Origin of the sequence: Serratia ureilytica (genome assembly GCF_013375155.1) — a bacterium.
In the GTDB taxonomy this organism is placed as follows: Bacteria; Pseudomonadota; Gammaproteobacteria; order Enterobacterales; family Enterobacteriaceae; genus Serratia; species Serratia ureilytica.
On sequence record NZ_JABXOF010000003.1, the window covers coordinates 433954 to 458214 of the forward strand.

Annotated in this window: 23 protein-coding genes; 10 read left to right on the forward strand and 13 right to left on the reverse strand. The window is 58.4% G+C overall.

What is annotated here, in order from left to right:
* Window positions 1–52: 52 nt before the first annotated feature.
* Together HWW83_RS08520 and fsa are read right to left on the reverse strand one after the other, a co-directional pair.
* Window positions 53–1657, reverse strand: a complete 1605-nt coding sequence (locus tag HWW83_RS08520; protein WP_230358696.1) for a ShlB/FhaC/HecB family hemolysin secretion/activation protein — start codon at window positions 1655–1657, stop codon at window positions 53–55.
* 374 nt (window positions 1658–2031) lie between these two features.
* The gene (gene fsa, locus HWW83_RS08525; RefSeq protein ID WP_046687149.1) at window positions 2032–2697 is read right to left on the reverse strand and encodes a fructose-6-phosphate aldolase; all 666 of its coding nucleotides are present in this window, start codon (window positions 2695–2697) and stop codon (window positions 2032–2034) included.
* A 149-nt stretch (window positions 2698–2846) separates the two neighbouring features.
* On the opposite strand from fsa, the gene HWW83_RS08530 reads away from it, so the two are divergent.
* From HWW83_RS08530 to osmB, 4 genes are all read left to right on the forward strand, one after another.
* Window positions 2847–3746, forward strand: a complete 900-nt coding sequence (locus HWW83_RS08530) for a glycyl-radical enzyme activating protein (protein WP_046687150.1) — start codon at window positions 2847–2849, stop codon at window positions 3744–3746.
* Between the two features lie 4 nt (window positions 3747–3750).
* Entirely contained in the window at window positions 3751–6183 is a 2433-nt protein-coding gene (locus HWW83_RS08535; protein WP_046687151.1) for a formate C-acetyltransferase/glycerol dehydratase family glycyl radical enzyme, read from the forward strand.
* 50 nt (window positions 6184–6233) lie between these two features.
* Window positions 6234–6980 (forward strand): DeoR/GlpR family DNA-binding transcription regulator, encoded by a 747-nt coding sequence (locus HWW83_RS08540; RefSeq protein ID WP_004930631.1) that lies wholly within the window; start codon window positions 6234–6236, stop codon window positions 6978–6980.
* Window positions 6981–7238: 258 nt separating this feature from the next.
* Complete coding sequence (gene osmB / locus HWW83_RS08545) at window positions 7239–7457, forward strand: osmotically-inducible lipoprotein OsmB (protein WP_004930634.1); 219 nt, start codon at window positions 7239–7241, stop codon at window positions 7455–7457.
* Between the two features lie 188 nt (window positions 7458–7645).
* Here osmB and yciH read toward each other — a convergent pair whose 3' ends face one another.
* Both yciH and pyrF read right to left on the reverse strand, forming a co-directional pair.
* The gene (gene yciH, locus HWW83_RS08550; protein WP_004930637.1) at window positions 7646–7972 is read right to left on the reverse strand and encodes a stress response translation initiation inhibitor YciH; all 327 of its coding nucleotides are present in this window, start codon (window positions 7970–7972) and stop codon (window positions 7646–7648) included.
* 10 nt (window positions 7973–7982) lie between these two features.
* Complete coding sequence (gene pyrF / locus HWW83_RS08555) at window positions 7983–8711, reverse strand: orotidine-5'-phosphate decarboxylase (RefSeq protein ID WP_046898957.1); 729 nt, start codon at window positions 8709–8711, stop codon at window positions 7983–7985.
* A 329-nt stretch (window positions 8712–9040) separates the two neighbouring features.
* Here pyrF and bhsA point away from each other — a divergent pair, with 329 nt between their 5' ends.
* Together bhsA and HWW83_RS08565 are read left to right on the forward strand one after the other, a co-directional pair.
* Window positions 9041–9301 (forward strand): multiple stress resistance protein BhsA, encoded by a 261-nt coding sequence (bhsA, locus tag HWW83_RS08560; RefSeq protein WP_033643254.1) that lies wholly within the window; start codon window positions 9041–9043, stop codon window positions 9299–9301.
* A gap of 172 nt (window positions 9302–9473) precedes the next feature.
* Window positions 9474–9773 carry a hypothetical protein gene (locus HWW83_RS08565; protein ID WP_033643255.1) on the forward strand — a complete coding sequence of 100 codons (300 nt, stop codon included), beginning with the start codon at window positions 9474–9476 and terminating at the stop codon, window positions 9771–9773.
* A gap of 61 nt (window positions 9774–9834) precedes the next feature.
* On the opposite strand, the gene lapB is transcribed toward HWW83_RS08565, so the two are convergent.
* The 3 genes from lapB to pgpB form a co-directional block, all read right to left on the reverse strand.
* Complete coding sequence (gene lapB / locus HWW83_RS08570) at window positions 9835–11007, reverse strand: lipopolysaccharide assembly protein LapB (protein ID WP_019452693.1); 1173 nt, start codon at window positions 11005–11007, stop codon at window positions 9835–9837.
* A gap of 6 nt (window positions 11008–11013) precedes the next feature.
* Complete coding sequence (locus tag HWW83_RS08575; protein WP_033643257.1) at window positions 11014–11316, reverse strand: LapA family protein; 303 nt, start codon at window positions 11314–11316, stop codon at window positions 11014–11016.
* Between the two features lie 298 nt (window positions 11317–11614).
* Window positions 11615–12379 (reverse strand): phosphatidylglycerophosphatase B, encoded by a 765-nt coding sequence (gene pgpB, locus HWW83_RS08580; protein WP_033643258.1) that lies wholly within the window; start codon window positions 12377–12379, stop codon window positions 11615–11617.
* 278 nt (window positions 12380–12657) lie between these two features.
* On the opposite strand from pgpB, the gene ribA reads away from it, so the two are divergent.
* A complete protein-coding gene (gene ribA, locus HWW83_RS08585; RefSeq protein ID WP_019452695.1) occupies window positions 12658–13251 on the forward strand; it encodes a GTP cyclohydrolase II in 594 nt (197 codons plus the stop codon).
* A gap of 57 nt (window positions 13252–13308) precedes the next feature.
* On the opposite strand, the gene acnA is transcribed toward ribA, so the two are convergent.
* From acnA to topA, 5 genes are all read right to left on the reverse strand, one after another.
* The gene (acnA, locus tag HWW83_RS08590) at window positions 13309–15981 is read right to left on the reverse strand and encodes an aconitate hydratase AcnA (protein WP_089197118.1); all 2673 of its coding nucleotides are present in this window, start codon (window positions 15979–15981) and stop codon (window positions 13309–13311) included.
* A 223-nt stretch (window positions 15982–16204) separates the two neighbouring features.
* On the reverse strand, window positions 16205–16483 hold the full coding sequence (locus tag HWW83_RS08595; RefSeq protein ID WP_176589207.1) for a hypothetical protein: 279 nt from the start codon (window positions 16481–16483) through the stop codon (window positions 16205–16207).
* Between the two features lie 309 nt (window positions 16484–16792).
* On the reverse strand, window positions 16793–17767 hold the full coding sequence (gene cysB / locus HWW83_RS08600) for an HTH-type transcriptional regulator CysB (RefSeq protein WP_004930690.1): 975 nt from the start codon (window positions 17765–17767) through the stop codon (window positions 16793–16795).
* 221 nt (window positions 17768–17988) lie between these two features.
* The gene (locus tag HWW83_RS25690; protein WP_255201708.1) at window positions 17989–18123 is read right to left on the reverse strand and encodes a hypothetical protein; all 135 of its coding nucleotides are present in this window, start codon (window positions 18121–18123) and stop codon (window positions 17989–17991) included.
* A 5-nt stretch (window positions 18124–18128) separates the two neighbouring features.
* Complete coding sequence (gene topA, locus HWW83_RS08605) at window positions 18129–20726, reverse strand: type I DNA topoisomerase (protein ID WP_015378045.1); 2598 nt, start codon at window positions 20724–20726, stop codon at window positions 18129–18131.
* A gap of 427 nt (window positions 20727–21153) precedes the next feature.
* Between topA and HWW83_RS08610 the strand changes: the two genes are divergently transcribed.
* On the forward strand, window positions 21154–21405 hold the full coding sequence (locus tag HWW83_RS08610; protein WP_033650243.1) for a YciN family protein: 252 nt from the start codon (window positions 21154–21156) through the stop codon (window positions 21403–21405).
* 50 nt (window positions 21406–21455) lie between these two features.
* Here HWW83_RS08610 and sohB read toward each other — a convergent pair whose 3' ends face one another.
* A complete protein-coding gene (sohB, locus tag HWW83_RS08615; protein ID WP_033650242.1) occupies window positions 21456–22502 on the reverse strand; it encodes a protease SohB in 1047 nt (348 codons plus the stop codon).
* Window positions 22503–22861: 359 nt separating this feature from the next.
* On the opposite strand from sohB, the gene HWW83_RS08620 reads away from it, so the two are divergent.
* Both HWW83_RS08620 and cobO read left to right on the forward strand, forming a co-directional pair.
* Window positions 22862–23623, forward strand: coding sequence for a YciK family oxidoreductase (locus HWW83_RS08620; RefSeq protein WP_164119588.1), 762 nt, complete (start codon window positions 22862–22864; stop codon window positions 23621–23623).
* A 13-nt stretch (window positions 23624–23636) separates the two neighbouring features.
* A complete protein-coding gene (cobO, locus tag HWW83_RS08625; protein WP_033643265.1) occupies window positions 23637–24227 on the forward strand; it encodes a cob(I)yrinic acid a,c-diamide adenosyltransferase in 591 nt (196 codons plus the stop codon).
* Window positions 24228–24261 lie beyond the last annotated feature (34 nt).

Genomic DNA, 24261 nt, shown 5'->3' on the forward strand with positions numbered 1-24261 from the left:
AAAAGTCAGTCCAATCAGGTCAGTATCAGCAACGTTGCCGGTATCGCGATGTTCAGATTTCCAGATTTACGCTAAAACCCGCGGTCGCACCGGAGGTATGGAACCCTGCGGGCTTGTAGAGCGGCACGCCGGCAAACAGGTCATAGCTGAATCGCCCCCACAGCGCACCGCGCACACCGAGCGCACTGCCCGCCAACTGATGCCCCACCAGGTAGCGGGTGCCCGGGCCGTCCACCCGGCCGTAGTCGGCAGCCATATACAGTTCGTGCCCGCGAGAAAACGCATTCCAGGCGATTTCGTTGCGCCACAGCAGCCCTTTTTCGCCGGACAGCATCTGCTCGCCGTCAAAGCCGCGCACCGTGTAACGCCCGCCAATGGCCATCCGCTCCTGCGGCGTCAACGCATTCTGGCTCCACTGGCCCCGCACACTGGTATAAACCCGCCAGGGCTGCTCACCCCAGAAGAAAGGCCGGTTGATACCCAGGTCGCCGAGCAAAATGCCTGTACGCGCACTGCCTTCGTGACGCGATTCTTCCGGCGCAGGCAAGGCATTGAACGCCCCGGTACCGCGGCGCCAGCTGATATTCGCATCCAACGTGGTGGTACCGAGGTAACTGCGCTGGTTAAGCCCCAGCTCCCAGCCGGCGGTCCGGCGTTTTTGCGACGCAATATCAACGTCGTCCACGGCGTTAGTGGAATGTTTGCGGTAGCCGCGCAGGTTAAGCGTTAACTTGTGCGACTGGTCGCGGTACAGCAATCGGGAAACGGTCAACTGAATGTTGTCGCTCTTGCCGCTATAGCGCAGCACCTCGTTGGCGTTAGGGATGTTCTGATGGTAGGTGTAGTCGTTGTAATTGGCCGAGAAGGCCCAATATCCCACCGGGAAGAAGTAATTCAGCGTATGTGAACGGTTGCCAAACGGCCCGTGCTGAAACACATCCTTGCCGATGTTGGCGTAGAAAAGGTCATTTTGCGCAAACGGCGCATCGAGTGCCAGAGTGGCCGAACCGAGATAGCGCCCGGTACTTTTGGAGCCGCTGTCGTCCAGCCCCAGGCTGAGCCGCACCGGCCGCCCCTCGTGCCAGTTGACCTGCAGATCGCTGGTGGCCTCTTGGGCACCGGGTACGATTTTGATGTCGGCACTGGCGCTGGGCACTCGTCTAAAGTTCTCCAGCCCCTGTTCGATATCACGCAAGTTAAGGATATCACCGTGTGAGGCCGGAATAGCGTTCCATATCCGTCCCCGCCAGGAGACCGGTTCCTCGAAACGGATATCACCGATGCGCCCCGGTTGCAACGTCAGCGTCAACACGCCTGTAGTCAGGTCCTGCTCCTGCGCCATTACGCGTGTAGTGACATAGCCTTTCGCCAGTATGACGTTTTGCACCTTGCTGATGGCAAGCGCAATGCCCTGGCCGCCCAAACAGCGGCCTTCGGCATCTGCTGCTGCGCCCAACGCCCACTGAAAGCGATCGGCAGACTCCCCGTCCAACGCTAGCCGGTTGATGATGAAACAAGGGCGTTCATCGATTGGGTAATTGGGCAGCACAACGTCGGGACGGGAAAGGCGCGCATCGGCCTGCGGGGCATTTTGCTGTTGCAGGGCACGCTCGCGCTCCTGCTGGCGCTGCTGTTCGCGGGCATCAATGGACGCCATACCATCGCTGGTAGCCGCCGAAGCGGAAAACAGGGGTACAACGCCTATCAATAATCCCGACAGCCCACAGCGGATAGAATAGAGTAAAGCACGAGCATTATCTGAGCGCATCCTTGGCTCCTCACTGTTACTTATAGTTATTTATCTAACCAAAATCATAAGTTACGTAAATTAATGTAAATAAACTTACTCTTGGGCGAATTATGAGCTTCGAGGGAGAAAAATCAACAGCTTTATGGCACTGCGGTTCACAAAACCATAAGGGAGACGGCGGCATGAGAAGAATGGCGAAACTGCGGAAGGATGACGCCATGATGCGTCATCCTTTAAAATTAATTGTCGATCGGGAAGAAAATTAACACATCAGGCCGTTATCAGCTCAACAAATTGCTGCCGAACGCCCCTTGCCAATCCTGTTCGAATTTCTCGACTGCGGCCTGCACTGCCGGCGCATTCAGGAACTGCTCCGCGACGTCCACCGGCAGCGTGATGGCCTGGCAGCCCGCCAACAGGCACTCCAGCGCCTGGCGCGGCGTTTTGAAACTGGCGGCCAGCACCTGCGCCGACGGCGCATGCAGGCTCAACAGCTGCTGCAGCTCGTGCACCATTTCGATGCCGTCGCCGCCCTGCGCGTCCACCCGGTTGACGTAAGGCGCCACATATTCCGCCCCGGCCAAGGCCGCCAACAGCCCCTGTGCAGCGCCGTACACCGCGGTGCCCAACGTCGGAATGGACATCGTTTTAAGCTTCTTGATCGCCGCCAGCCCTTCGGCGGTCGCCGGGATTTTCACCACCAGCCCCGGTACCCGCTGGCTGAGCAGCGCCGCCTCCGCCACCATACGTTCCGCATCGGTCGCCATCACCTGTGCAAACAGCTTGCCGGTGCCGCCGAGGGCGTCGCGCAGCGCGGGCAGCACTTCCCAGATCGGCTTGCCTTCCTTCGCCAAGATGCTCGGGTTGGTGGTGACGCCGTGCAGCGGCAGAATGCGCGCCAGGCGTTTTACCGCGGTCACATCGGCGGTATCGAGATAAAGCTCCATCACGGACTCCTGTGTCATGTTCTGTAGGCGGATTCAAACTCTGATCATCATAGGGCAAAAACCGCGCTAACTTTTGATCAAAATCAATTCAACTTTCATTCGAAACATCTTTAATGGCGAAAGATACAGCAACGCCAAACGGGTGACTCATGATCTTCAATGTGCAGCGCTACTCGACCCATGACGGCCCGGGCATCCGCAGCGTGGTCTTTTTAAAAGGCTGCCCGCTGAGCTGCCGGTGGTGTCAGAACCCGGAAAGCCGCTCGCGCCACGCAGACCTGCTGTTTGACGAACGTCTGTGCCTGAGCGGCTGCACGCTGTGCGCCGAGCGTTGTCCGCAAGGGCTGCAACGCACCGACGGGCCGCTGACGCTGCAACGCGAGCTGATTAGCGCAGACGATTATGCCGCCCTGGCCGCCGCCTGCCCGACCGGCGCACTCAGTCTGTGCGGCAGCCCGATCAACCCCGACGATATCATGGCCGAGGTGATGCGGGATAAGCCTTTCTACCTGCGCAGCGGCGGCGGTTTAACGCTGTCCGGCGGCGAACCCTTTATGCAGCCGGACATCGCGGCGGACCTGCTGCGGCGCGGCCGCGAGGCCGGCATCCACACCGCCGTCGAATCCTGCCTGCACGTCCCATGGCGTTATATCGCCCCTTCGCTGCCGTGGCTGGATCTGCTGCTGGCCGATCTCAAACACACCGACGAAGCGCGCTTCAGAGCCTGGACCGGCGGTTCCGCCCGCCGGGTGATGAGCAATTTTCGTCGGCTGGCGGCGCACGGCGCGCAAATGACCGTACGCGTGCCGCTGATCCCCGATTTCAACGCAGATCGCCGCTCTGTCCGTGCCATCGTCGACTTCGCCGCCGACGAGATCGGCGTGTCGGAGATCCACTTTCTGCCGTACCACACGCTTGGCATCAACAAGTACCACCTGCTCGGCGAATCCTACCGTGCCGCCCGCACGCCACTGGACGCACCCGACCTGCTGGCCTTCGCCGAAGACTATGCCGGCGCCAAGGGCCTGACCGCCATTTTGCGAGGATAACACCATGACCACGTTGGATTTGACTACCCTGAGCGCCCGTATCCAGGCGCATAAGAATGCGCTGATTCACATCGTCAAACCGCCGGTGTGCACCGAACGCGCGCAGCACTATACCGAGGCCTATCAGCAGCATCAGGACAAGCCGCTGCCGGTGCGCCGCGCCCTGGCGTTGGCCAACCATCTGGCGAAACGCAGCATCTGGATCGCCAACGACGAGCTGATCGTCGGCAACCAGGCCAGCGAGCTGCGCGCCGCGCCGATCTTCCCCGAATACACCGTCGGCTGGATAGAAAACGAAATAGACCAGTTGGCCGACCGGCCGGGCGCCGGTTTTTCGGTCAGCGACGAGAACAAGGCAATTTTGCATCGTCTGTGCCCCTGGTGGCGCGGCCAAACGGTGCAGGATCGCTGCTACGGCATGTTTACCGACGAACAAAAGGCGCTGCTGGCCACCGGCATCATCAAGGCCGAGGGCAATATGACCTCCGGGGACGCCCATCTGGCGGTCAACTTCCCGCTGCTGCTGGAGTTAGGCCTCGATGGCCTGCGTGAAAAGGTGAACGCGCGCCGCAGCCGCCTGCGTCTGACCGAGTGGGAAGATCTGCACAAGGCGCAGTTTCTCAACGCTATCGATATTGTGCTGACGGCGCTGAGCGAACACATCTTGCGCTTCGCTCGCCTGGCGCGCGACATGGCGCAAAACGAAGCCCGCGACTGGCGGCGCGCCGAGCTGCTGGCTATCGCAGACAACTGCGACCGGATCGCCCATCGCCCGCCGCAAACCTTCTGGCAGGCGCTGCAGCTGTGCTATTTCATCCAGCTGACGTTGCAGATCGAATCCAACGGCCATTCGGTTTCCTTTGGCCGCCTCGATCAGTATCTCTATCCCTGGTATCGGCGCGACGTGGAGCTGGAGCAAAACCTGGCGCGGGAAGACGCCATCGAGCTGCTGCACAGCTGCTGGCTGAAGCTGCTGGAGGTCAACAAGATCCGCTCCGGCTCGCACTCCAAGGCCTCCGCCGGCAGCCCGCTGTACCAGAACGTTACCATCGGCGGGCAAAAACTGATCGACGGCCGGCCGTGTGACGCGGTCAATCCGCTGTCCTACGCCATTCTCGAATCCTGCGGCCGCCTGCGTTCCACCCAGCCCAACCTCAGCGTGCGTTACCACGCCGGGATGAGCGCCGGTTTCCTCGACGCCTGCGTACAGGTGATCCGCTGCGGCTTCGGCATGCCGGCATTCAACAACGACGAAATCGTCATTCCCGAGTTCATCAAGCTGGGGGTCGAACCGCAGGACGCTTACGACTACGCCGCCATCGGCTGTATCGAGACCGCCGTCGGCGGCAAATGGGGCTATCGCTGCACCGGCATGAGCTTCATCAACTTCGCCCGCGTGCTGCTGGCGGCGCTGGAACAAGGCCGCGACGCCACGTCCGGGCAGATTTTCCTGCCGCAGGAACAGGCGCTGTCCAAAGGAAACTTCGCCGATTTCGAGCAAGTCTTAACCGCCTGGGATCGGCAAATCCGCTACTACACGCGCAAGTCGATCGAGATCGAGTGCGTGGTAGACAGCGTGCTGGAGGAGAACGCCCACGATATCCTCTGCTCAGCGCTGGTGGATGACTGCATTGAACGCGGCAAAAGCATCAAACAAGGCGGCGCCAAATACGATTGGGTTTCCGGCCTGCAGGTCGGCATCGCCAACCTGGGCAACAGCCTGGCGGCGGTGCGCAAACTGGTGTTCGACCAAGGGGCGATCGGCCAGCAGCAGCTGGCGACGGCGCTGGCCGAAGACTTCGCCGGGCTGGATGGCGAACAGCTGCGCCAGCGGCTACTCAACGCCGCGCCCAAATACGGCAACGACGTGGACGACGTCGATCGGCTGCTGGTGCGAGCCTATCAAACCTACATCGAGGAACTGAAGCAGTACCGCAACACCCGCTTCGGCCGCGGACCGATCGGCGGCGGCTACTACGCTGGCACCTCGTCGATTTCGGCCAACGTGCCCTTCGGCGCCGCCACCCTGGCCACGCCGGATGGGCGCAAGGCGCACCAGCCTCTGGCGGAAGGCGCCAGTCCGGCGTCTGGTACGGACCACCTGGGGCCAACGGCGGTGTTCAATTCGCTCGCCAAGTTGCCGACCGAGGCGATCCTCGGCGGCGTGTTGCTCAATCAAAAGCTGAATCCAGCGACGCTGGACAACCCGCGCGATCGGGAAAAGCTGATGCTGATGTTGCGCACCTTCTTCGAGAGCTATCGCGGCTGGCATGTGCAGTACAACATCGTGTCGCGCGAAACGCTGCTGGCGGCGAAGCAACACCCTGACCAATATCGTGATTTAGTGGTTCGCGTAGCTGGCTATTCCGCCTTCTTTACCGCATTATCCCCTGAGGCGCAGGATGATATTATTGCGCGCACAGAACATACTCTTTAAACCTTTGACTCTTAGTGGCCGCGCCTTGGCGGCCGCATCATCAGGCCGATATGAATTTACGACAACAGACCATATTGCAGTTGGTTAACGATCGCCGGCGGATCAGCGTCAATGAGCTGGCGCGCGCCTCGGGCGTATCGGAAGTCACCATCCGGCAGGATCTCAACCTGCTGGAAAAACGCAGTTATCTGAAACGGGTACACGGTTCCGCCGTGGCGTTGGAGAGCGACGACGTCGACGCTCGCATGATGTCCAATTTCACCCTCAAACAACGATTGGCACAGTACGCCGCGGCGCAGGTCAACGACGGCGAGACGATCTTTATCGAAAGCGGCAGCGCCAACGCCCTGCTGGCGCGCTATATTGCCGAACGCAAGCGCATTACGCTGATCACCGTCAGCCACTATATCGCCAACCTGCTGAAAGAAACCGACTGCGACGTGATTGTCCTCGGCGGCATGTATCAGAAGAAAAGCGAGACCGTGGTCGGCCCACTCACGCGGCTGTGCATTCAGCAGGTGCATTTCAACAAGGCGTTTATCGGCATCGACGGCTTTCAGGCCGAAACCGGCTTTACCGGCCGCGACATGATGCGCGCCGACGTGGTCAGCGCGGTGCTGGCCAAGGGCGTGGAGAATATCGTGCTGACGGACTCCAGCAAATTTGGCCAGATCCAACCCAACCCGCTGGCGCAGCCGGGGCAAATCAGCCGGGTGATCACCGATTCACGTTTGGCGCTGGAGTATCAGCATCAGCTGAAACGTCAGGGCGTACAGGTGGAGCTGGTCAACGAATAACGCGCCGCGCGGGCCACGCCGCCCGCCGTTTCCCTTGCGCAGCGGGATTTTAAGACTATTTACCTGTTTATCCTTCCCGAGAAACCTATACTCAGCTTCGGTAACTTTTGGGCCGTAACCCGCTAATTATTCGGCCGTTAACAAAAAATGCCATTTTTTATATCGATACCGTATGGGAATCAACAGCAGGCCTGATTTATGGTTAACGCCTATACTTATAGGGCACTTCCATATAGCCAATGCTAAGGAGAAGTCATTATGATGATTATCAATAAACGTTTCGCCACCGCCGCTCTGGCTCTGACTCTGGCGTTTTCACTGAGCGCCTGTTCCAACATGTCCAAACGCGATCGCAACACCGCTATCGGCGCCGGCGCCGGTGCAGTCGGCGGTGCAGTGCTGACCAACGGCAGCGCTTTGGGCACGCTGGGTGGGGCTGCGGTGGGCGGCATCATCGGTCACCAGGTTGGCAAATAACCTGCCCGATGCTCCTCCGCCGACGGGCGGGCAAAAGCGCCTCGGCGCTTTGACGTATTAACCAATAACGATGATTTCAGGTCTGTTTTACTTTAAGTCTATAGTTCTTTCGCCGTTAACGGGTTAACCCCCGGCAGCAACAACCTCTAGCCATGCCGCAGCATTGCACTGCGGCATGGCGATTCGCCTCAACCGCCCGCCAGTTTGACCTTCATGCCTTTGGCTTCCAGCAGCTGTTTGAGCAGATCGCGTTTATCGCCCTGGATCTCGATGACTCCCTCTTTCACCGAGCCGCCGCAGCCGCATTTCTTTTTCAGTTCGGCCGCCAGTTTGTCGAGCGCGGCATCATCCAGATCGACGCCGGTAATCAGGCACACGCCCTTCCCCTTGCGGCCGCTGGTCTGGCGCTGGATGCGCACGACGCCATCGCCCTTGGCGCGTTGCGGTTTAACCTCTTCCTGCTTGATGCGACCGGTGTCCGTGGAATACACCAGACGGCTGTTATCGTCATTCATCATCGCTTCCTCAGGCCAAAGAGGCGCGGATCGCGCGCAGCGTCGCGGCCGGATCCGCAGATTGGGTGATCGGACGCCCAATCACCATATAGTCCACGCCGGCGGCCTGCGCCTGCACCGGCGTCATAATACGACGCTGATCGCCCGCCGCGCTGCCTTCAGGGCGGATCCCCGGCGTCACCAGTTGGAAAGCCTGCCCGCAGGCGGCCTTCAGGCGCTGCGCTTCGTGTGCCGAACATACCACGCCGTCCAGCCCGCAGTCGCGGGTCAGGCGCGCCAGGCGCTCGGCGTGTTCTGCCGGACTGGCCTCGATGCCGATGCCGCGAAGGTCTTCCGCTTCCATGCTGGTCAGCACCGTGACGGCGATCAGCAGCGGCGCATCCGCCCCGTATGACACCAGCGCTTCTTTAGCGGCGGTCATCATGCGCGCGCCGCCGCTGGCATGCACATTGACCATCCAAACGCCCAGCTCGGCCGCTGCGGCTACCGCATGCGCCGTGGTATTGGGAATATCGTGGAATTTCAGGTCAAGAAATACGTCGAAGCCGCGCCCGTGCAGATCGCGCACCAGCTGCGGCCCAAACAGCGTGAACATTTCCTTGCCCACTTTCAGCCGGCAGTCTTGCGGATCGATACGGTCGGCGAACGCCAGCGCAGCGTTCTTATCGGCGTAATCCAACGCCACAACGATTGGAGATGATTTTAAGTCATTGTTATTAGTGTTATTTTCAGACTTCATTTCTTCTACCTTCTGTAAAATGGAGATAATCAGGGACTCACCCGCGAAACTGACCGCCGCATTCTACATGCCAGGGGCCAGAAATCCCAGCCGCAGCGCGCACCGGCGCTCTGTCATGTTACCTTGCGTCTTTGTCATGGCGCGTCAACGTAAGCGCGTCAGCAATAAACCACGCAGCGTAAAACGCCGTAAAGATGCGTAAATTATCAATCAAATATTTTGAACCACTTGCTCAGCATTATCAGATTTTCAATCGGCCCAGATGCTTTATTATTCACCACATCGGAAGCGAATGGCTTCCTTCCTAAATAAACAGACTGGAGTCACTCATGAAAACCATCAAATATTTTGCAGCCGCTGCCGCTATCGCACTGACCTCTTTCGCCACTTTGGCCGCTGAGCCGATCAACAGCCAGCAGGCCGATAGCCTGACCGCGACCGGCGTCGTTTCCGCAGGCCACGCAACCACCCTCAGCAGCCTGGAGAAAAAACTGGCCGCTAAAGCAGATGCTCAGGGCGCCAGCAGCTACCGCATTATCTCCGCCGGCGGTAACAACATGTTGAGCGGCACCGCAATCATCTACAAATAAGGATTCCGGTACAGGGCCCGAGATTTCGGGCCCTGCCTCTGTTTCCCGCTTAAAAACCCCGCATTTGCCCCGCTCTTTATTGTTACAAAAATATTAAATTTTTATTACACACTAGACACCCGATCGCCAGTGGCTTAGCTTGAAGGCATCTTCCTGCAGAAAGGCTTTCAAAATGAGCGAGATATCGACACTTACCATTAAAATTCCTCTGGCACTGAAGGAGAAAATCCGCGCCGCCGCCGCTGAAAACGAATTTTCATTGAGCGTGGAAGTGTGCCAGCGCCTGGAAAGCAGCTTCAACGCGCCCGTCGTCAAGGCAGAAAAACCGGCCAAGAAAGCGGACGACCTGCACCACGGCGAGATCGACAATCAAAGCACCGAAGAAGAAATCGAACAGCCTCTGAGCCAAAAAGAGCTGAAGAAGCTGCGTCAGCTATTGAAAACCGGCGCTAAAGGCGGCAAGAAAAAGTAAGCGATGAACATAGAAAAACGGGGCGATCAATCGCCCCGTTTTATTTTGTCTCACCGCCGCGCTATTGTCCGTCCAGACCGCGGATCGGTTTAACCGATGACCAGGCGCGACACGACGGACAATGCCAATAGAGCGAGTGCGCGGTGAAGCCACATTTGTGGCAGCGGTAACGCGGCTTGGTGCGAATTTGCTCGCCGACCATATCGCGCAACAATAGCAGACTCTCTTTCGCACGGCCGTCTTCAGCGTCCGCCAGGTGATAATCCATCAGCCGATAAAACACCCGCATAGTGGGATGACGCTGCAGCTGGCGGTTGATATAGACCTGCACCACGTCGCGCCCTTCGTGCTGCTCGATGATTTCGGCCAGCATCAGATCGGCGGTTGCGCCAGTGTTCTCTTCCACGCAGCGCTTCAGGAAATCAGCCCAGTTGTGCTGCTGTTCCGGCAGGTGCCGGTAGCATTCCTGCAGCATCGGCAGCGTTTCGCTGACCAGCTCTTTATCCTGACTCAATACGCGTTGCAGCGACTCCGCTGCTTTGGCGTAGTCGTTTTGCGCCATGTAAATGCGCCCGAACATGATGGACACGCGCGCGCATTGTTTATCGGCCGCGTCCGCACGCTTGAGCAGGCTCATCGCCCGATCGAGATCGTCGCTGCCCATCGCCTGCAGCGCCAGTTCACAATAAAAGTGCGCGATCTCGACGCGTTGTTTCTCTTTGCCCAGCTTGACCAACTTTTCCGCCACGTCGATCGCTTTCTGCCAGTCGCTGGTCGCCTGATGGATCACCAGCAGTTGCTGCAGCGCCGAGACGCGAAAATCCGCTTCGTCAGTCAACTGGCTGAACATGTCTTCCGCGCGGTCGTAAAGCCCGGCGGCCATATAGTCACGGCCCAGCTGCTGCACCGCCAACAGGCGCTGCTCAAAGGTCAGGGAAGCGCTTTCCATCAAGGCCTGATGGATGCGGATAGCGCGGTCGACTTCGCCGCGCGAGCGGAACAGGTTGCCCAACGTCAGGTGGGCCTCAACGGTGTTGCTGTCCTCTTTCAACATGTCGAGGAACAGATCGACCGCCTTATCCTGCTGGTTTGAAAGCAGAAAGTTCACCCCTGCCACGTATTCACGCGACAGGCGGTTGGCTTCTTGCTGTTTATCCTGCTGAGCGCTTCTGCGCCCCATGTACCAACCGTACGCGGCAGCCACGGGCAGCAACAGAAACAGCAGTTCTAACATAGAGGGTTATTCCTTGCTGACAACGGCCTGAGCCGCCGGTTCAGCGGGCTGCTCAAGCTGCAGCTCCAGCCTTTTGATCTTGCGCTCGGCGCGGCCCAGCGCAATGCGCGTACGCAGATAGAACAGACCGCAAATGATCCAGCCGAGAATGAAACCGGCGCCAAACAGCGTGGCCAACAGGGTCGATACGCGATAATCGCCCTGCGCAACCAGATAGTTAAAATTGACCACCTGATCGTTATGCGCACCCAAGGTGACGGAAATCACGAAGATCACCAGAACCAACAAAAAAATCAGCAAATATTTCACATTCTTTCCCGCGATGCCGAGTGAATCGGATGAACGATGCCAAAACGTGGCGTCCCTAACCCTTAAGTTAGCATTTCCCGTTGCGGCAGGGAAACCCTGCGGCACGATAAAACCACATATCTGCTGGCATATTCGGCAGTAAACGGCTTTAACGAACAAATTGATGAGAAAGCTTCTCAAAACGTCGAATTTATAAGGATATGGGGGCGACGGCGCGGATTGCAATGGCGGGAAAATGTAAGCGGTTAATGCGGCGCCGATCTGGCGCCGCGCTTTTTGTGACATGGTCACATAACGTTCATTTCTCCGGCTTGCGCGCCGCGATTTCCTGCTGCTCTTGCGGCGGCGGCGTCAGAGGACCGAACCAGCGCTGCGCCAGCCAGCAGGTGATCACCACCAGCAACCAACTGATCAACGTGGCCATTGCCAGATCGCGCGGCCAGTGCATGCCCAGCAGCAAGCGGCTGCCCATTACCCCGGCCGCCCACACCATCAGGATCGCGACGGTTTTGTAATGGCGGCGCGGCCACAGCAGCCCTACGCCCAATAGCGCCCAGGTGGCGGCGAACATGGTGTGCCCCGACGGAAAAGCAAAGCCGGTTTCAAACTGCCAGTGCTTGCGCAGCCAGCCCGGCACCAGCGTCTGGTCTTGCAGTTGCTCGCGCACCAGCGCGCTGCGCTCTTTGCGCTGCAGCGAGTAGAAATACTTGCCGTCCACGCCGTGGGTTTGCTCCAACCACACCACGAAAGGACGCGGCTCTTGCACCCGATCCTTGATCAACGACTTCACGCCCTGCCCAATCAACAGCGCGGCGAAAAGCAGCATCGCCAGACCGATGGCCGGCTTCAGCCGAAAGCGCAGGCACCACAAAAACCAACCGCAGAGGATCGCGCTGGTCAGAATGCCCCACGGCGAGGTCACGGTTTCGGTCACCCAGTACAGCGCTTTCAGCAGCCGGTCATTGCCGCCGGGTTGCCAGTGCCAGCCGGATACCCAGACCGCCAGCGGCATCAACAGCAGCAGCAACGCGCCGCCCGCCGTGCGTTTTGCTATCTCATACATTCCCGTTTTCCTCTGCGTGAATCAGGCTGCAGTGTAACAAGAGTGCAATCTTGATAACACGCGAAAAATTAAACAGATAGACAACCTATCGCAATAATAGGTGGCCAGAAAACGCCATCTGCTGGTTTGCTGAGCACCGCCCGGCAAGAAGTTGTGGCAAAATAGCCGATAATTAACGAAATAGAGATCGGCGTAGCACGTTTTAGTCTTGGTCAATGCACTAACCGGACTTAGGATGCGCGACAATGATTGAATCGTAGGTTTTTGTGGAGAGTGACATGCAGCTTAAACGGGTGGCAGAGGCTAAACTGCCGACACCTTGGGGCGATTTCCTGATGGTAGGATTCGAAGAACTGGCGACCGGGCACGATCATCTGGCGCTGGTATTCGGTGATATTTCCGGTGAAGCGCCGGTGCTCGCACGCGTGCATTCCGAATGTCTGACCGGCGACGCGTTGTTCAGCCTGCGCTGCGACTGCGGTTTTCAGCTGGAAGCCGCGCTGGAGCAGATCGCCGAAGAAGGCCGCGGCATCCTGCTTTATCATCGCCAGGAGGGCCGCAATATCGGCCTGTTGAACAAGATCCGCGCCTATGCCCTGCAGGATAAGGGCGCAGACACCGTGGAAGCCAACCATCAGCTCGGCTTCGCCGCCGACGAACGCGACTTCACCTTGTGCGCCGACATGTTCAAACTGCTGGGCGTCGACGCGGTGCGCTTGCTGACCAACAACCCGAAAAAGGTCGAGATCCTGACCGAAGCCGGTATCAATATCAGCGAGCGCGTGCCGCTGATCGTCGGCCGCAATCCGAAGAACGAACACTATCTGGCGACCAAGGCCGCCAAAATGGGCCATTTGCTCGACCAGAAGTGATCGCCGCCACGGTGAAGACAATCAGGGCGCCTTGCGGCGCCCTTTTTACTGCCCGATTTACAGCATTTTCCTGATTACGTAGTGCAGGATGCCGTCGTTTTCGTAGTAGGTCAGCTCATTGCCGGTATCGATGCGGCAACGGGTGTCGATCACCTCCTTGCGCCCGTCGGCATAGGTGATATGTACCGGCACCGTCTGGCCCGGCTGCAGCTGTTGCAGGCCGCCGACGCTGATCTGCTCGTCCCCGGTCAGCCCCAGCGTTTTGCGCGTCACGCCCTGCGGGAACTCCAGCGGCAAAATGCCCATGCCGATCAGGTTGGAGCGGTGAATGCGCTCGAAGGATTCGGCGATCACCACCCGCACGCCCAGCAGGCGCGGCCCTTTCGCCGCCCAGTCGCGGCTGGAGCCGGAACCGTACTCTTTACCGGCGATCACCGCCAGCGGCACTTTCTCCTGCTGGTACTGCATGGCGGCGTCGTAGATAGACAGTTGCTGCTGCGACGGAATATGGCGGGTATAGCCCCCCTCCACGCCAGGCACCATTTCGTTGCGGATGCGGATGTTGGCGAAGGTGCCGCGCATCATCACTTCGTGGTTACCGCGGCGCGAACCGTAGGAATTAAAGTCCTGCGGCGCCACGCCGTGCTCGCTCAGGTAACGCCCCGCCGGGCTGTCGCGCTTGATGTTGCCCGCCGGCGAGATGTGGTCGGTGGTCACCGAATCGGCCAGAATCGCCAGAATGCGCGCGTCCTTGATGTCCTGCACCGGATCCGGTTTCACCTTCATGGTGCTGAAAAACGGAGGATGGCGGATATAGGTAGAATCCTCCTGCCATTGATAGGTCGCCGAACCGGTCACCTGGATCGCCTGCCAGTTGGCGTCGCCATCGAACACTTCGCCGTATTCTTTGTGGAACATCTCGGTGCGCACTTCTTCCACCGCCTGAGCAATGTCCTGGCTGCTCGGCCAGATGTCCTTCAGGTAGACCGGTTGACCGTCATTGCCCTCGCCCAGCGGCTCTTTGGTCAGATCGATCTTCATGCTGCCCGCCAGCGCATACGCCACGACCAGCGGCGGTGAGGCCAGCCAGTTGGTTTTCACCAGCGGGTGGATGCGCCCTTCGAAGTTACGGTTGCCCGACAGCACCGCGCCCACGGTCAGATCGCCCTCTTTGATCGCCTGCTCGATAGGATCCGGCAGCGGCCCGGAGTTGCCGATACAGGTGGTACAGCCATATCCCACCAGGTTGAACCCCAGTTCTTCCAGATAAGCGGTGAGCTTGGCGCTGTCGAAGTAGTCGGTCACCACTTTGGAACCCGGCGCCAACGACGTTTTTACCCAAGGCTTGCTGCGCAGCCCTTTCTTGACGGCGTTTTTCGCCAGCAGGCCGGCCGCCATCATCACGCTCGGGTTGGAGGTGTTGGTGCAGGAGGTGATCGCCGCGATCACCACCGCGCCGTCGTGCAGCTCGTGCTGCTTCCCATCCAGCGTAAAGGGTTTGCTGTCTGCCTTGGTCTTGTGGCCGCCGATATCCAACTCGGTAGCGGCCCTGAACGCCTGCGGCACATTCGGCAGCGCGACGCGATCCTGCGGGCGTTTCGGCCCGGCGAGGCTGGCCTCGACCGTCGACATATCCAGCGCCAGCGAGCTGGTGAATACCGGCTCATCCCCCGGGTTGCGCCACATGCCCTGCGCCTTGGCGTAGGCTTCCACCAGCGCGATTTGTTCGGCGCTGCGGCCGCTGAGTTTCATGTAGCCGAGCGTGACGTCATCTACCGGGAAGAAACCGCAGGTGGCGCCGAACTCCGGCGACATGTTGGCGATGGTCGCCCGGTCCGCCAACGGCAGATCGGCCAGGCCGTCGCCGTAAAACTCGACGAACTTGCCGACAACGCCGTGCTTACGCAGCATTTGGGTGACCGTCAGCACCAGGTCGGTGGCGGTAATGCCCTCGCGGAGCTTGCCGGTCAGCTTAAAGCCGACGACGTCCGGGATCAGCATCGACACCGGCTGGCCCAGCATCGCCGCTTCCGCTTCGATACCGCCGACGCCCCAGCCGAGAATGCCCAGGCCGTTGATCATGGTGGTGTGAGAATCGGTGCCCACCAGCGTATCCGGATAGGCCACGCGGCGACCGCTTTCGTCACTGTGCCACACCGTTTGGCCGAGGTATTCGAGGTTGACCTGGTGGCAGATGCCGGTGCCCGGCGGCACCACGCGGAAACGGTTGAAGGCTTTCTGCCCCCAGCGCAGGAAGGTGTAGCGCTCGTGGTTGCGCTGCATTTCGATACGCACGTTGTCTTCGAAGGCGTTGTCATCGCCGAATTCATCGACGGTAACCGAGTGGTCAATCACCAGATCCACCGGCGACAGCGGGTTCACCTGGTCGACATTGCCGCCCAGCCGCCGCACCGCTTCACGCATCGCCGCCAGATCCACCACCGCCGGAACGCCGGTAAAATCCTGCATCAGCACGCGCGCCGGACGGTAGGCGATCTCACGGTCAGCATGGCCGGTTTGTAACCAGGCGACGATGGCCTTGAGGTCGTCAACCTGCACGGTATCGCCATCCACATGGCGCAGCAGGTTCTCCAACAGCACTTTCATTGATTTCGGCAACCGGTCGATATCACCCAGCTGCTTCGCCGCCAGCGGCAGACTGTAGTAGTAATATTCGCTATTCAGCGCAACCAGCTTATCCAGACTTGTTTCACGAAGATCGGACGACATAGCTCCTCCATTTCTTATTGTGATTAAAACAGGGTAATCAGTGAGGTCTTGTTTAAAGATACCACAAAGATAAGTTAACGTTTTGATAACAACACGATTTGATCACAGCGATAGGTGAGAACAATCAAGAAGAAGGAAGTGCGAGCGCAGCCAAGGGGTTAGGCCACGCGTCAACGAAAACGCCGCAACGAGGCGGCGTTTTGGCAGCGAAAATCTCGCGGCTTTAGCGGGGTTTGCGCACCAGGCGGCGACATACTGTGAGCACAACTGCAGCAATGATAGCAGAGACACCCAATTTAATGGCAATGACAGCCGAGTCGAAACTATTCATCCCTATTTCACCATCACCGCTAATTTCTATGTTGTTGGAAACGAAGCTGTCGAAAATTCCGTCTGGCAGGTAGCGCAACAACAAAAAGGTTAGCAACAAGAACAGAACAATCCAGAGACTTTTTTCATTGTGATACCACGCATTTACTGTAATCAGGCTCGCCTTGAACATCTATACGACCGTACGCCATCAGCCCTCGACCTCCAGGCACTCTCACCTTTCTACGTCTTAGCAGCGCATCCCGAAGGATCTGGAAATCACTCGATAAATCAGCGTAGTTAAGCCTGCATATCTGCATAACGTTGAATTTCCATACTCAATTATCCGAACGTTTTGCAGTCTACTTAGAGGCTAACGGGTTGAAAAGAGGACGGCGGCTTTTCAGGATGATCCTGAGAAACAAGGAAGGTGCGGGTTTCCGGGCTAAAAAAACCCGGTTTAGCAGGCGCCTAACCGGGTTTGATTTGATATCGTCAACGATTACTTAATCGGCAGCTTGATGTCCTTGAACATCGCTTCAATTTCTTCGTTGGAGCGCAGCGCCACTGCGCTGTCGACCACGTCGCGCGTCAGGTGCGGCGCGAAGCGCTGAATGAAGTCGTACATGTAGCTGCGCAGGAAGGTGCTGCGGCGGAAGCCGATTTTAGTGGTGCTGTAGGTGAAGATATCGCGCGCATCCACCGTCACCAGATCCGGATCCTGCACCGGATCCACCGCCATGCTGGCGATCACCCCTACCCCCAATCCCAAACGAACATAGGTTTTAATCACGTCGGCGTCAGTGGCGGTAAAGACGATGCGCGGCGTCAGGCCGGCGCGGTTGAAGGCGGTGTCCAGCTCCGAGCGACCGGTAAAGCCGAAGGTGTAAGTGACGATCGGGTAAGCCGCCAGTTCTTCAATGCTGATGCTGCTTTTGCCCGCCAAAGGATGATCGGGCTTCACCACCACCGCACGGTTCCAGTGGTAGCACGGCAGCATGATAAGATCGTCATACAGGTGCAGCGCTTCGGTGGCGATGGCGAAATCTGCGGTGCCCTTGGAGACCGCTTCGGCGATCTGCGTCGGCGAGCCCTGATGCATGTGCAGCGAGACACGCGGGTAACGCTCAATGAAGCCTTTGATCACGTTAGGCAAGGCGTAACGAGCCTGGGTATGCGTGGTGGCGACGTACAGCGAGCCTTTGTCCGGGTAGGTGTGTTCACCGGCGACGGCCTTGATGGCGTCTACCTTGGACAGCACTTCACGCGCGATGCGAATGATTTCCTGGCCGGCCGGGGTGACCTGGGTCAGGTGCTTGCCGCTGCGGGCGAAAATCTGGATGCCCAGCTCATCTTCGAGCATGCGCACCTGTTTGCTGATGCCGGGTTGAGAGGTATAGAGCCCTTCTGCCGTCGAGGAGACATTCAGGTTGTGGTTAACCACTTCCACAATGTAACGAAGCTGCTGCAATTTCATATCTTATACCATCCTAGGTTAAACACTGCGGCTTACCCGCAGCCAGGTATATCGGTGTCGCCCCGGTATGCTGAAACTCACAAGCCATAAACCCCGTGTTCTACCCTGATGGTGAAGAAAACGCCGTTGTTAATAAGCTTTAATAATAAAAAAACTTTTTATATAACCACTATACCACGATGCAGCTTCAAGTATAGATCCGCGTCACACTATGATAACGATTATTTTGCATGGGTATCAACGTGAAACGGCGGTGTCGGAGGGATAAAAACAGCAAAGGATAGATCCGTTTGCCCCTTTTCACCAATAAAAAAACCAGCCGCCAGGGCTGGTTTTTCATCTTGCGGGCAGGACATCGGCCTTACTTCTTGCCTTCGACCCACTTGCCGTCCACGTAGAACGCGGACCAACCGGTCGCCTTGCCGTCTTTTTCAGAGGAGACGTACTGCTGCTTGGTTTTACGGCTGAAACGCACCAGCGTTTTGTTGCCTTCGGCATCCGCCACCGGCGCATCGGCCAGGTAGCGCAGTTTCTCCGGCAGACGATCCTTGAAGCGAGCCAGTTCTTCCACCAGCGGCGCGCGGGTCTCGCGCGATTTAGGGAAGGTGTTGGCCGCCAGGAACACGCCGGCAGCGCCGTCACGCAGCACGAAATAGGCGTCGGACTTCTCGCACGGCAGCTCCGGCAACGGCACCGGATCTTCCTTCGGCGGCGCGACATCGCCGTTACGCAGGATCTTGCGGGTGTTTTTGCAGTTCTCGTTGGTGCAGCCCATGTACTTGCCGAAACGCCCCATTTTCAGGTGCATTTCCGAGCCGCACTTGTCGCACTCCACCACCGGGCCATCATAGCCTTTCAGACGGAACTCGCCCTCTTCGATCTCATAGCCGTCACACGCCGGGTTGTTACCGCAGACGTGCAGCTTGCGCTGGTTGTCGATCAGATAGCTGTCCATCGCCGTACCGCATTTCTGGCAGCGGCGGCGGGCGCGCAGCGCGTTGGTTTCCGCGTCGTCGCCTTCGAGGATGTTGAGCACTTCCGCTTCCGGCACCAGGTTGATGGTGGTTTTGCAACGTTCCTTCGGCGGCAACGCGTAGCCGGAACAACCGAGGAAGACCCCGGTGCTGGCGGTACGGATGCCCATCTTGCGGCCGCAGGTCGGGCAGTCGATGCTGGTCATCACCATCTGGTTAGGCCGCATGCCGCCTTCTTCCGGATCCTTCTCCGCCGTTTCAAGCTGCTCGCTGAAATCAACGAAGAATTCGTCCAGCACCGCTTTCCACTCGGCCTGGTTGTTGGCGACCTCATCGAGGCCGTCTTCCATGCGGGCGGTGAAGTCATAGTTCATCAGCTCGCGGAAGTTTTCTTCCAGGCGATCGGTGACGATCTCACCCATTTTCTCGGCATAGAAACGGCGGCTTTCCACCCGCACATAACCGCGATCCTGAATGGTCGAGATGATGGAGGCGTAAGTGGACGGACGCCCGATGCCGCGTTTCTCCAGCTCTTTCACCAGCGAGGCTTCGCTGTAGCGCGCCGGCGGCTTGGTGAAGTGCTGGCTCGGGATCAGTTTCTGCAGATCCAGCTCGCTGCCGATTTCGACGAACGGCAACGTGCGATCTTCATCGCCTTTGCGCAGAGCCGGCATCACCTTGGTCCAGCCGTCAAAGCGCAGCGTACGGCCCTTGGCGCGCAGTTGATAATCGCCGGCTTTCACCGTCAGCGTGGTGGAATCGTATTGCGCCGGCGTCATCTGGCAGGCAACGAACTGGCGCCAGATCAGCTGATACAGCTTCTGCGCGTCCGCTTCCATGTCTTTCAACTGCTCGGCGAGCACGTTCACGTCCGAAGGACGGATCGCTTCGTGCGCTTCCTGCGAATTCTCTTTGCTGCTGTACTGATTCGGCGCTTTCGGCAGGTATTTATCGCCGAAGTTGTCGCCGATGTAGCCACGCACCATGTTGAGCGCATCCTGGCTCAGGTTGGTGGAGTCGGTACGCATATAGGTAATATGGCCGGCTTCATACAGCCGTTGCGCCATCATCATGGTTTTCTTCACGCCGAAGCTCAGGCGGGTGCTGGCGGCCTGTTGCAGCGTGGAGGTAATGAAAGGCGCGCCCGGCTTGCTGCTGGTCGGTTTGTCTTCGCGATCCAGCACCGTGTAGCGGGCTTTTTCCAGCAGCTTGACCGCGGCGTGAGTCTGCTCGCGGTTGACCGGCTTGAACGGTTTGTCGTGCGCGTGAGTCACTTCCATCTGCAGCGCGGTTTCACCCTTTGCCAGCAGATCGGCATGCAGCTCCCAGTACTCTTCCGGCACGAACGCCTTGATGTCGCGTTCGCGCTCAACCACCAGACGCACCGCCACCGACTGTACGCGGCCGGCGGACAGGCCGCGGGCAATTTTTTTCCACAGCAGCGGCGAGACCATATAGCCCACCACGCGGTCCATAAACCGGCGCGCCTGCTGCGCGTTGACGCGGTCAATGTTCAGCTCGCCCGGCTGTTTGAACGCCTGTTGGATCGCGTTTTTGGTGATTTCGTTAAACACCACGCGGCTAAAGCGTTTGTCATCCCCACCGATCACTTCCCGCAGGTGCCAGGCGATGGCTTCCCCTTCGCGGTCAAGGTCGGTTGCGAGATAAATGTGGTCGGCGTTTTCCGCCAACGATTTTAACTCGGCGACCACTTTTTCTTTACCCGGCAGGATTTCATAATGCGCTTTCCAGCCGTGGTAAGGGTCGACGCCCATGCGATTTACCAGCGCCGCCTTCTCATCTTTTTTAACTTTTTTCTTGGCTTTGTCTTCGGTTGAGTCAGCGCTCTTTTTGCTGGCTGAGCCACTGGTCGGCAAATCACGGATATGACCGACGCTGGACTTCACCACGTAGTCACTTCCTAAATATTTATTAATAGTTTTGGCTTTTGCCGGGGACTCAACTATTACGAGAGCTTTACCCATATTTACCTTTACCTAATTTATTTCTTCTAAAAAGAAGTCTTTTATCTCGCCGTGCCGCGGCAATTCGTGTCTCTTTTTTTATATTGCGGCAGTCTGGCAAGAGATCAACAGATTTTTTTCTTTTGGTTGCCCAACTGCTCAACCTGAACGCAAGTTGTTGATCCTGCCTGCTATTCACCCATGCCCCAGAAGTATGGCTGCGTGATTTTTATTCATGGCGTAAACAAAACCTTCCACCCGACGCCGCAAAATCCCACACTGTACCTGATAAAAAGCGTCACGCAACCTAATTAGCACGGAAAGGCAGATTTCGCCAACCGGCCGCCGCCCATGGCCATCCAGACGGCAAATAAACCTTAGTCGGTTTGCGGATAAAAGCGAACCGGCGTTAGAATATGCGCAGCGTTTTTTGTTTGGAGTCTAATAAATGCACAAGAATACTGCACCTATCGGCCGCGAGGCCCTGCTGGCGGAAGCAAATAACATCATCCGCCAACACGAAGATTATCTGCACGGCATGATCGCCACCGACGTTGAACAAAAAAGCGGCGTTTTAGTTTTTCGCGGCGAATACTTTTTAGATGCCGATGGATTGCCCACCGCCAAAACCACCGCCGTATTTAATATGTTTAAACATTTGGCTCACCTGCTTTCGGAAAAATACCATTTGGTCGATTGAGAAAACAAAACGGGGGCGCCTGGCCCCCGTTGATTCCTGCTCTTCTCGCCTTACAACAACGGCTTTTCCCCGCGCTGCCACCAGCGCAACAGCAAACGATCGACGCTTTCCGCCGCGCTGCCGGTGAAACGATCCATCAAACGTTTACGACGCGCATAGCGCACGGCGATCACTTCGTGGTTATCCAACTCGGCGATCAACAAATCGTCGCTGGTGCCGATGGCGTCGATCAGGCCTTTCTCTTTGGCCTGGGTCCCGAACCAGTGCTCACCGGTGGCGACGCTGTCGATGTCCAGCGACGGGCGCTGCTCGTGCACGAAGCGTTTGAACAGCTCGTGCGTTTCGTTCAGATCTTCGCGGAACTTCTCGCGCCCCTGCTCGGTATTTTCACCGAACAGCGTCAGCGTACGTTTAAACTGCCCGGCGGTATGCAGCTCCACGTCGATGTCGTTCTTCTTCAGCAGGCGGTGGAAATTCGGGATCTGCGCCACCACGCCGATGGAACCGATGATGGCGAACGGCGCCGCCACGATGCGATCCGCGACGCAGGCCATCATGTAGCCGCCGCTGGCCGCCACTTTATCCACCGCCACCGTCAGGCGGATGCCGCCTTTGCGCAAGCGCTCCAGCTGCGAAGCCGCCAGGCCGTAGCCGTGCACCACCCCGCCCGGGCTTTCCAGACGCAGCAGGACTTCATCCTGCGCCGAGGCCACCGCCAGCACCGCAGAGATCTCTTCGCGCAGCGACGTCACCTCGTGCGCATCCATGCTGCCCTTGAAGTCCAACACGTACAGGCACGGCTTGGCCACTTCCACCGCGCCGGATTTGGCGCGCTGCTTCTTCAATTTGTCATCAGATTTGGTCTGCTTCTTGAACTGTTTCAGCCAAACCTTTTGCTCGGCAGTATCCATACGCGCCAGGCGCATATCGCGCTGCATTTCGCGATACTGTTCACCGAGATCGGTCAGCTGCAGCTCCCCTTTCTGGCGGCTCTTGCGTTGCCCCAGACTGACCGCCAGGATGGCCAACGCGGCGATGGCGAGCACCACCGTGGCGACCTTGGCCAGAAACAGGCCATAAACAGATATAAACTCCACAGATTCCGCCTTTATTTACAGGTTGTTAGTATGATTCTTTCCATTTTAGCCAACCGCAGCGCCTGCTGTCGCGGCTAAATGAAAATTCATTGCGTTCTGCACGTCACTATGGGGACGATTCAAGGCCGAACCAAGCCGCCGCCGCGCCGCTTTTGTTACAAAAGAATGTCATTTCAGCCTGCTACGCATTGAAAATGCCCACGGATTAAGGCATATAACACCCATTATTCATCAATATGATGAGACAGATTCGCTGCGCGGCCCGCAGAAGGTCGAGCTCTCGCTCCCGCCCTGGCCGCGCGTTTCACCCTTGCTCCCCACGATATGCGGGAGAACAGCCACCCAGGCGAGGATTTATCGTGCATTACCAACCCAAACAAGATCTACTCGAACAACGCATTATTTTGGTCACCGGCGCCGGAGACGGCATCGGCCGCGAAGCGGCGCTGACCTACGCTCGCTTCGGCGCCCAGTTAGTGCTGCTGGGACGCACCGAGAGCAAACTGCTGGCGGTACAACAAGAGATCGCGGCCCAGGGCGGCGCCCCGGCCCTGGTGGTCACGCTCGACTTGCTGCACGCCACGCCGGAGCAATGCCGGCAGATAGCCGACGATCTGGCGCGCCAAATTCCGCGCCTGGACGGCGTGCTGCACAACGCCGGCCTGCTGGGCGACATTGCGCCGATGGCCGACCTGTCGATAACCATGTGGCAAGAGGTGATGCAGGTTAACGTCAACGCCACCTTTATGCTGACTCAGGCGCTGCTGCCGATGCTGCTGAAATCCCACGCCGGGTCGCTGGTGTTCACCAGTTCCAGCGTCGGGCGCACCGGCCGCGCCGACTGGGGCGCTTATGCGGTGTCGAAGTTCGCCACCGAAGGCATGATGCAGGTATTGGCCGATGAATACAAAAATCGTAATTTGCGGGTAAACTGCATCAATCCGGGCGGAACTCGCACCAAAATGCGCGCATCCGCCTTCCCGCACGAAGACAAAAACAAGCTGAAAACCCCGGCTGACATCATGCCGCTGTACCTGTATCTGATGGGCGAGGACAGCCGGCGAAAAACCGGCATGAGCTTCGACGCCCAGCCGAACCGCAAACCCGGCGCGGCCGAATAATAAGGAGCGTTTCATGGCGGAAGATCGTCATCAACAGCGCCAGCAGCGCCTGAAAGAACAGGTCGATGCACGCATCGCCGCGGCGCAGGACACCCGCGGCCTGCTGCTGGTGTTTACCGGCAACGGCAAAGGCAAAACCACCGCCGCCTTCGGCACCGTCACCCGCGCGGTCGGTCACGGCATGCGCGCCGGGGTGATCCAGTTCATCAAGGGCGAGTGGCCCAATGGCGAAAAGAATCTGCTGCAGCAACATGGCGTTGAATTTCAGGTGATGGCTACCGGCTTCACCTGGGAGACGCAGAACAAGGCAGGCGACACCGCCGCCTGCCAGGCGGTGTGGCAGCACGGCAAACGCATGCTGGCCGACAGCGGCCTGGATCTGGTGCTGCTGGACGAAGTGACCTACATGTTGACCTACGGCTATCTGGAGCTGGAAGAGCTCAAAGAAGCGCTGCGGCAGCGCCCTGCGCACCAAACGGTGATACTGACCGGGCGCGGTTGCCATCGCGAGCTGCTGGAAATGGCGGATACGGTTACGGAGATGCGGCCGGTGAAACACGCGTTCGACGCGGGCATCAAGGCGCAACAGGGGATCGATTGGTAACAAAACGTTCTGGCCCCGAACGGGGCCAGAATGA

Coding starts and splice junctions, on each gene's coding strand:
- HWW83_RS08595 (WP_176589207.1), bottom strand. CDS start 16,483: ATGTTCAAGGCGAGCCTGATTACAGTAAATGCGTGGTATCACAATGAA.
- yciH (WP_004930637.1), bottom strand. CDS start 7,972: ATGAATGACGATAACAGCCGTCTGGTGTATTCCACGGACACCGGTCGC.
- pyrF (WP_046898957.1), bottom strand. CDS start 8,711: ATGAAGTCTGAAAATAACACTAATAACAATGACTTAAAATCATCTCCA.
- acnA (WP_089197118.1), bottom strand. CDS start 15,981: ATGTCGTCCGATCTTCGTGAAACAAGTCTGGATAAGCTGGTTGCGCTG.
- HWW83_RS08530 (WP_046687150.1), top strand. CDS start 2,847: ATGATCTTCAATGTGCAGCGCTACTCGACCCATGACGGCCCGGGCATC.
- osmB (WP_004930634.1), top strand. CDS start 7,239: ATGATGATTATCAATAAACGTTTCGCCACCGCCGCTCTGGCTCTGACT.
- HWW83_RS08610 (WP_033650243.1), top strand. CDS start 21,154: ATGCACAAGAATACTGCACCTATCGGCCGCGAGGCCCTGCTGGCGGAA.
- HWW83_RS08535 (WP_046687151.1), top strand. CDS start 3,751: ATGACCACGTTGGATTTGACTACCCTGAGCGCCCGTATCCAGGCGCAT.
- HWW83_RS08520 (WP_230358696.1), bottom strand. CDS start 1,657: ATGGCGTCCATTGATGCCCGCGAACAGCAGCGCCAGCAGGAGCGCGAG.
- pgpB (WP_033643258.1), bottom strand. CDS start 12,379: ATGTATGAGATAGCAAAACGCACGGCGGGCGGCGCGTTGCTGCTGCTG.
- topA (WP_015378045.1), bottom strand. CDS start 20,726: ATGGGTAAAGCTCTCGTAATAGTTGAGTCCCCGGCAAAAGCCAAAACT.
- bhsA (WP_033643254.1), top strand. CDS start 9,041: ATGAAAACCATCAAATATTTTGCAGCCGCTGCCGCTATCGCACTGACC.
- HWW83_RS08565 (WP_033643255.1), top strand. CDS start 9,474: ATGAGCGAGATATCGACACTTACCATTAAAATTCCTCTGGCACTGAAG.
- HWW83_RS08540 (WP_004930631.1), top strand. CDS start 6,234: ATGAATTTACGACAACAGACCATATTGCAGTTGGTTAACGATCGCCGG.
- ribA (WP_019452695.1), top strand. CDS start 12,658: ATGCAGCTTAAACGGGTGGCAGAGGCTAAACTGCCGACACCTTGGGGC.
- cysB (WP_004930690.1), bottom strand. CDS start 17,767: ATGAAATTGCAGCAGCTTCGTTACATTGTGGAAGTGGTTAACCACAAC.
- HWW83_RS25690 (WP_255201708.1), bottom strand. CDS start 18,123: ATGTCCTGCCCGCAAGATGAAAAACCAGCCCTGGCGGCTGGTTTTTTT.
- fsa (WP_046687149.1), bottom strand. CDS start 2,697: ATGGAGCTTTATCTCGATACCGCCGATGTGACCGCGGTAAAACGCCTG.
- cobO (WP_033643265.1), top strand. CDS start 23,637: ATGGCGGAAGATCGTCATCAACAGCGCCAGCAGCGCCTGAAAGAACAG.
- lapB (WP_019452693.1), bottom strand. CDS start 11,007: ATGTTAGAACTGCTGTTTCTGTTGCTGCCCGTGGCTGCCGCGTACGGT.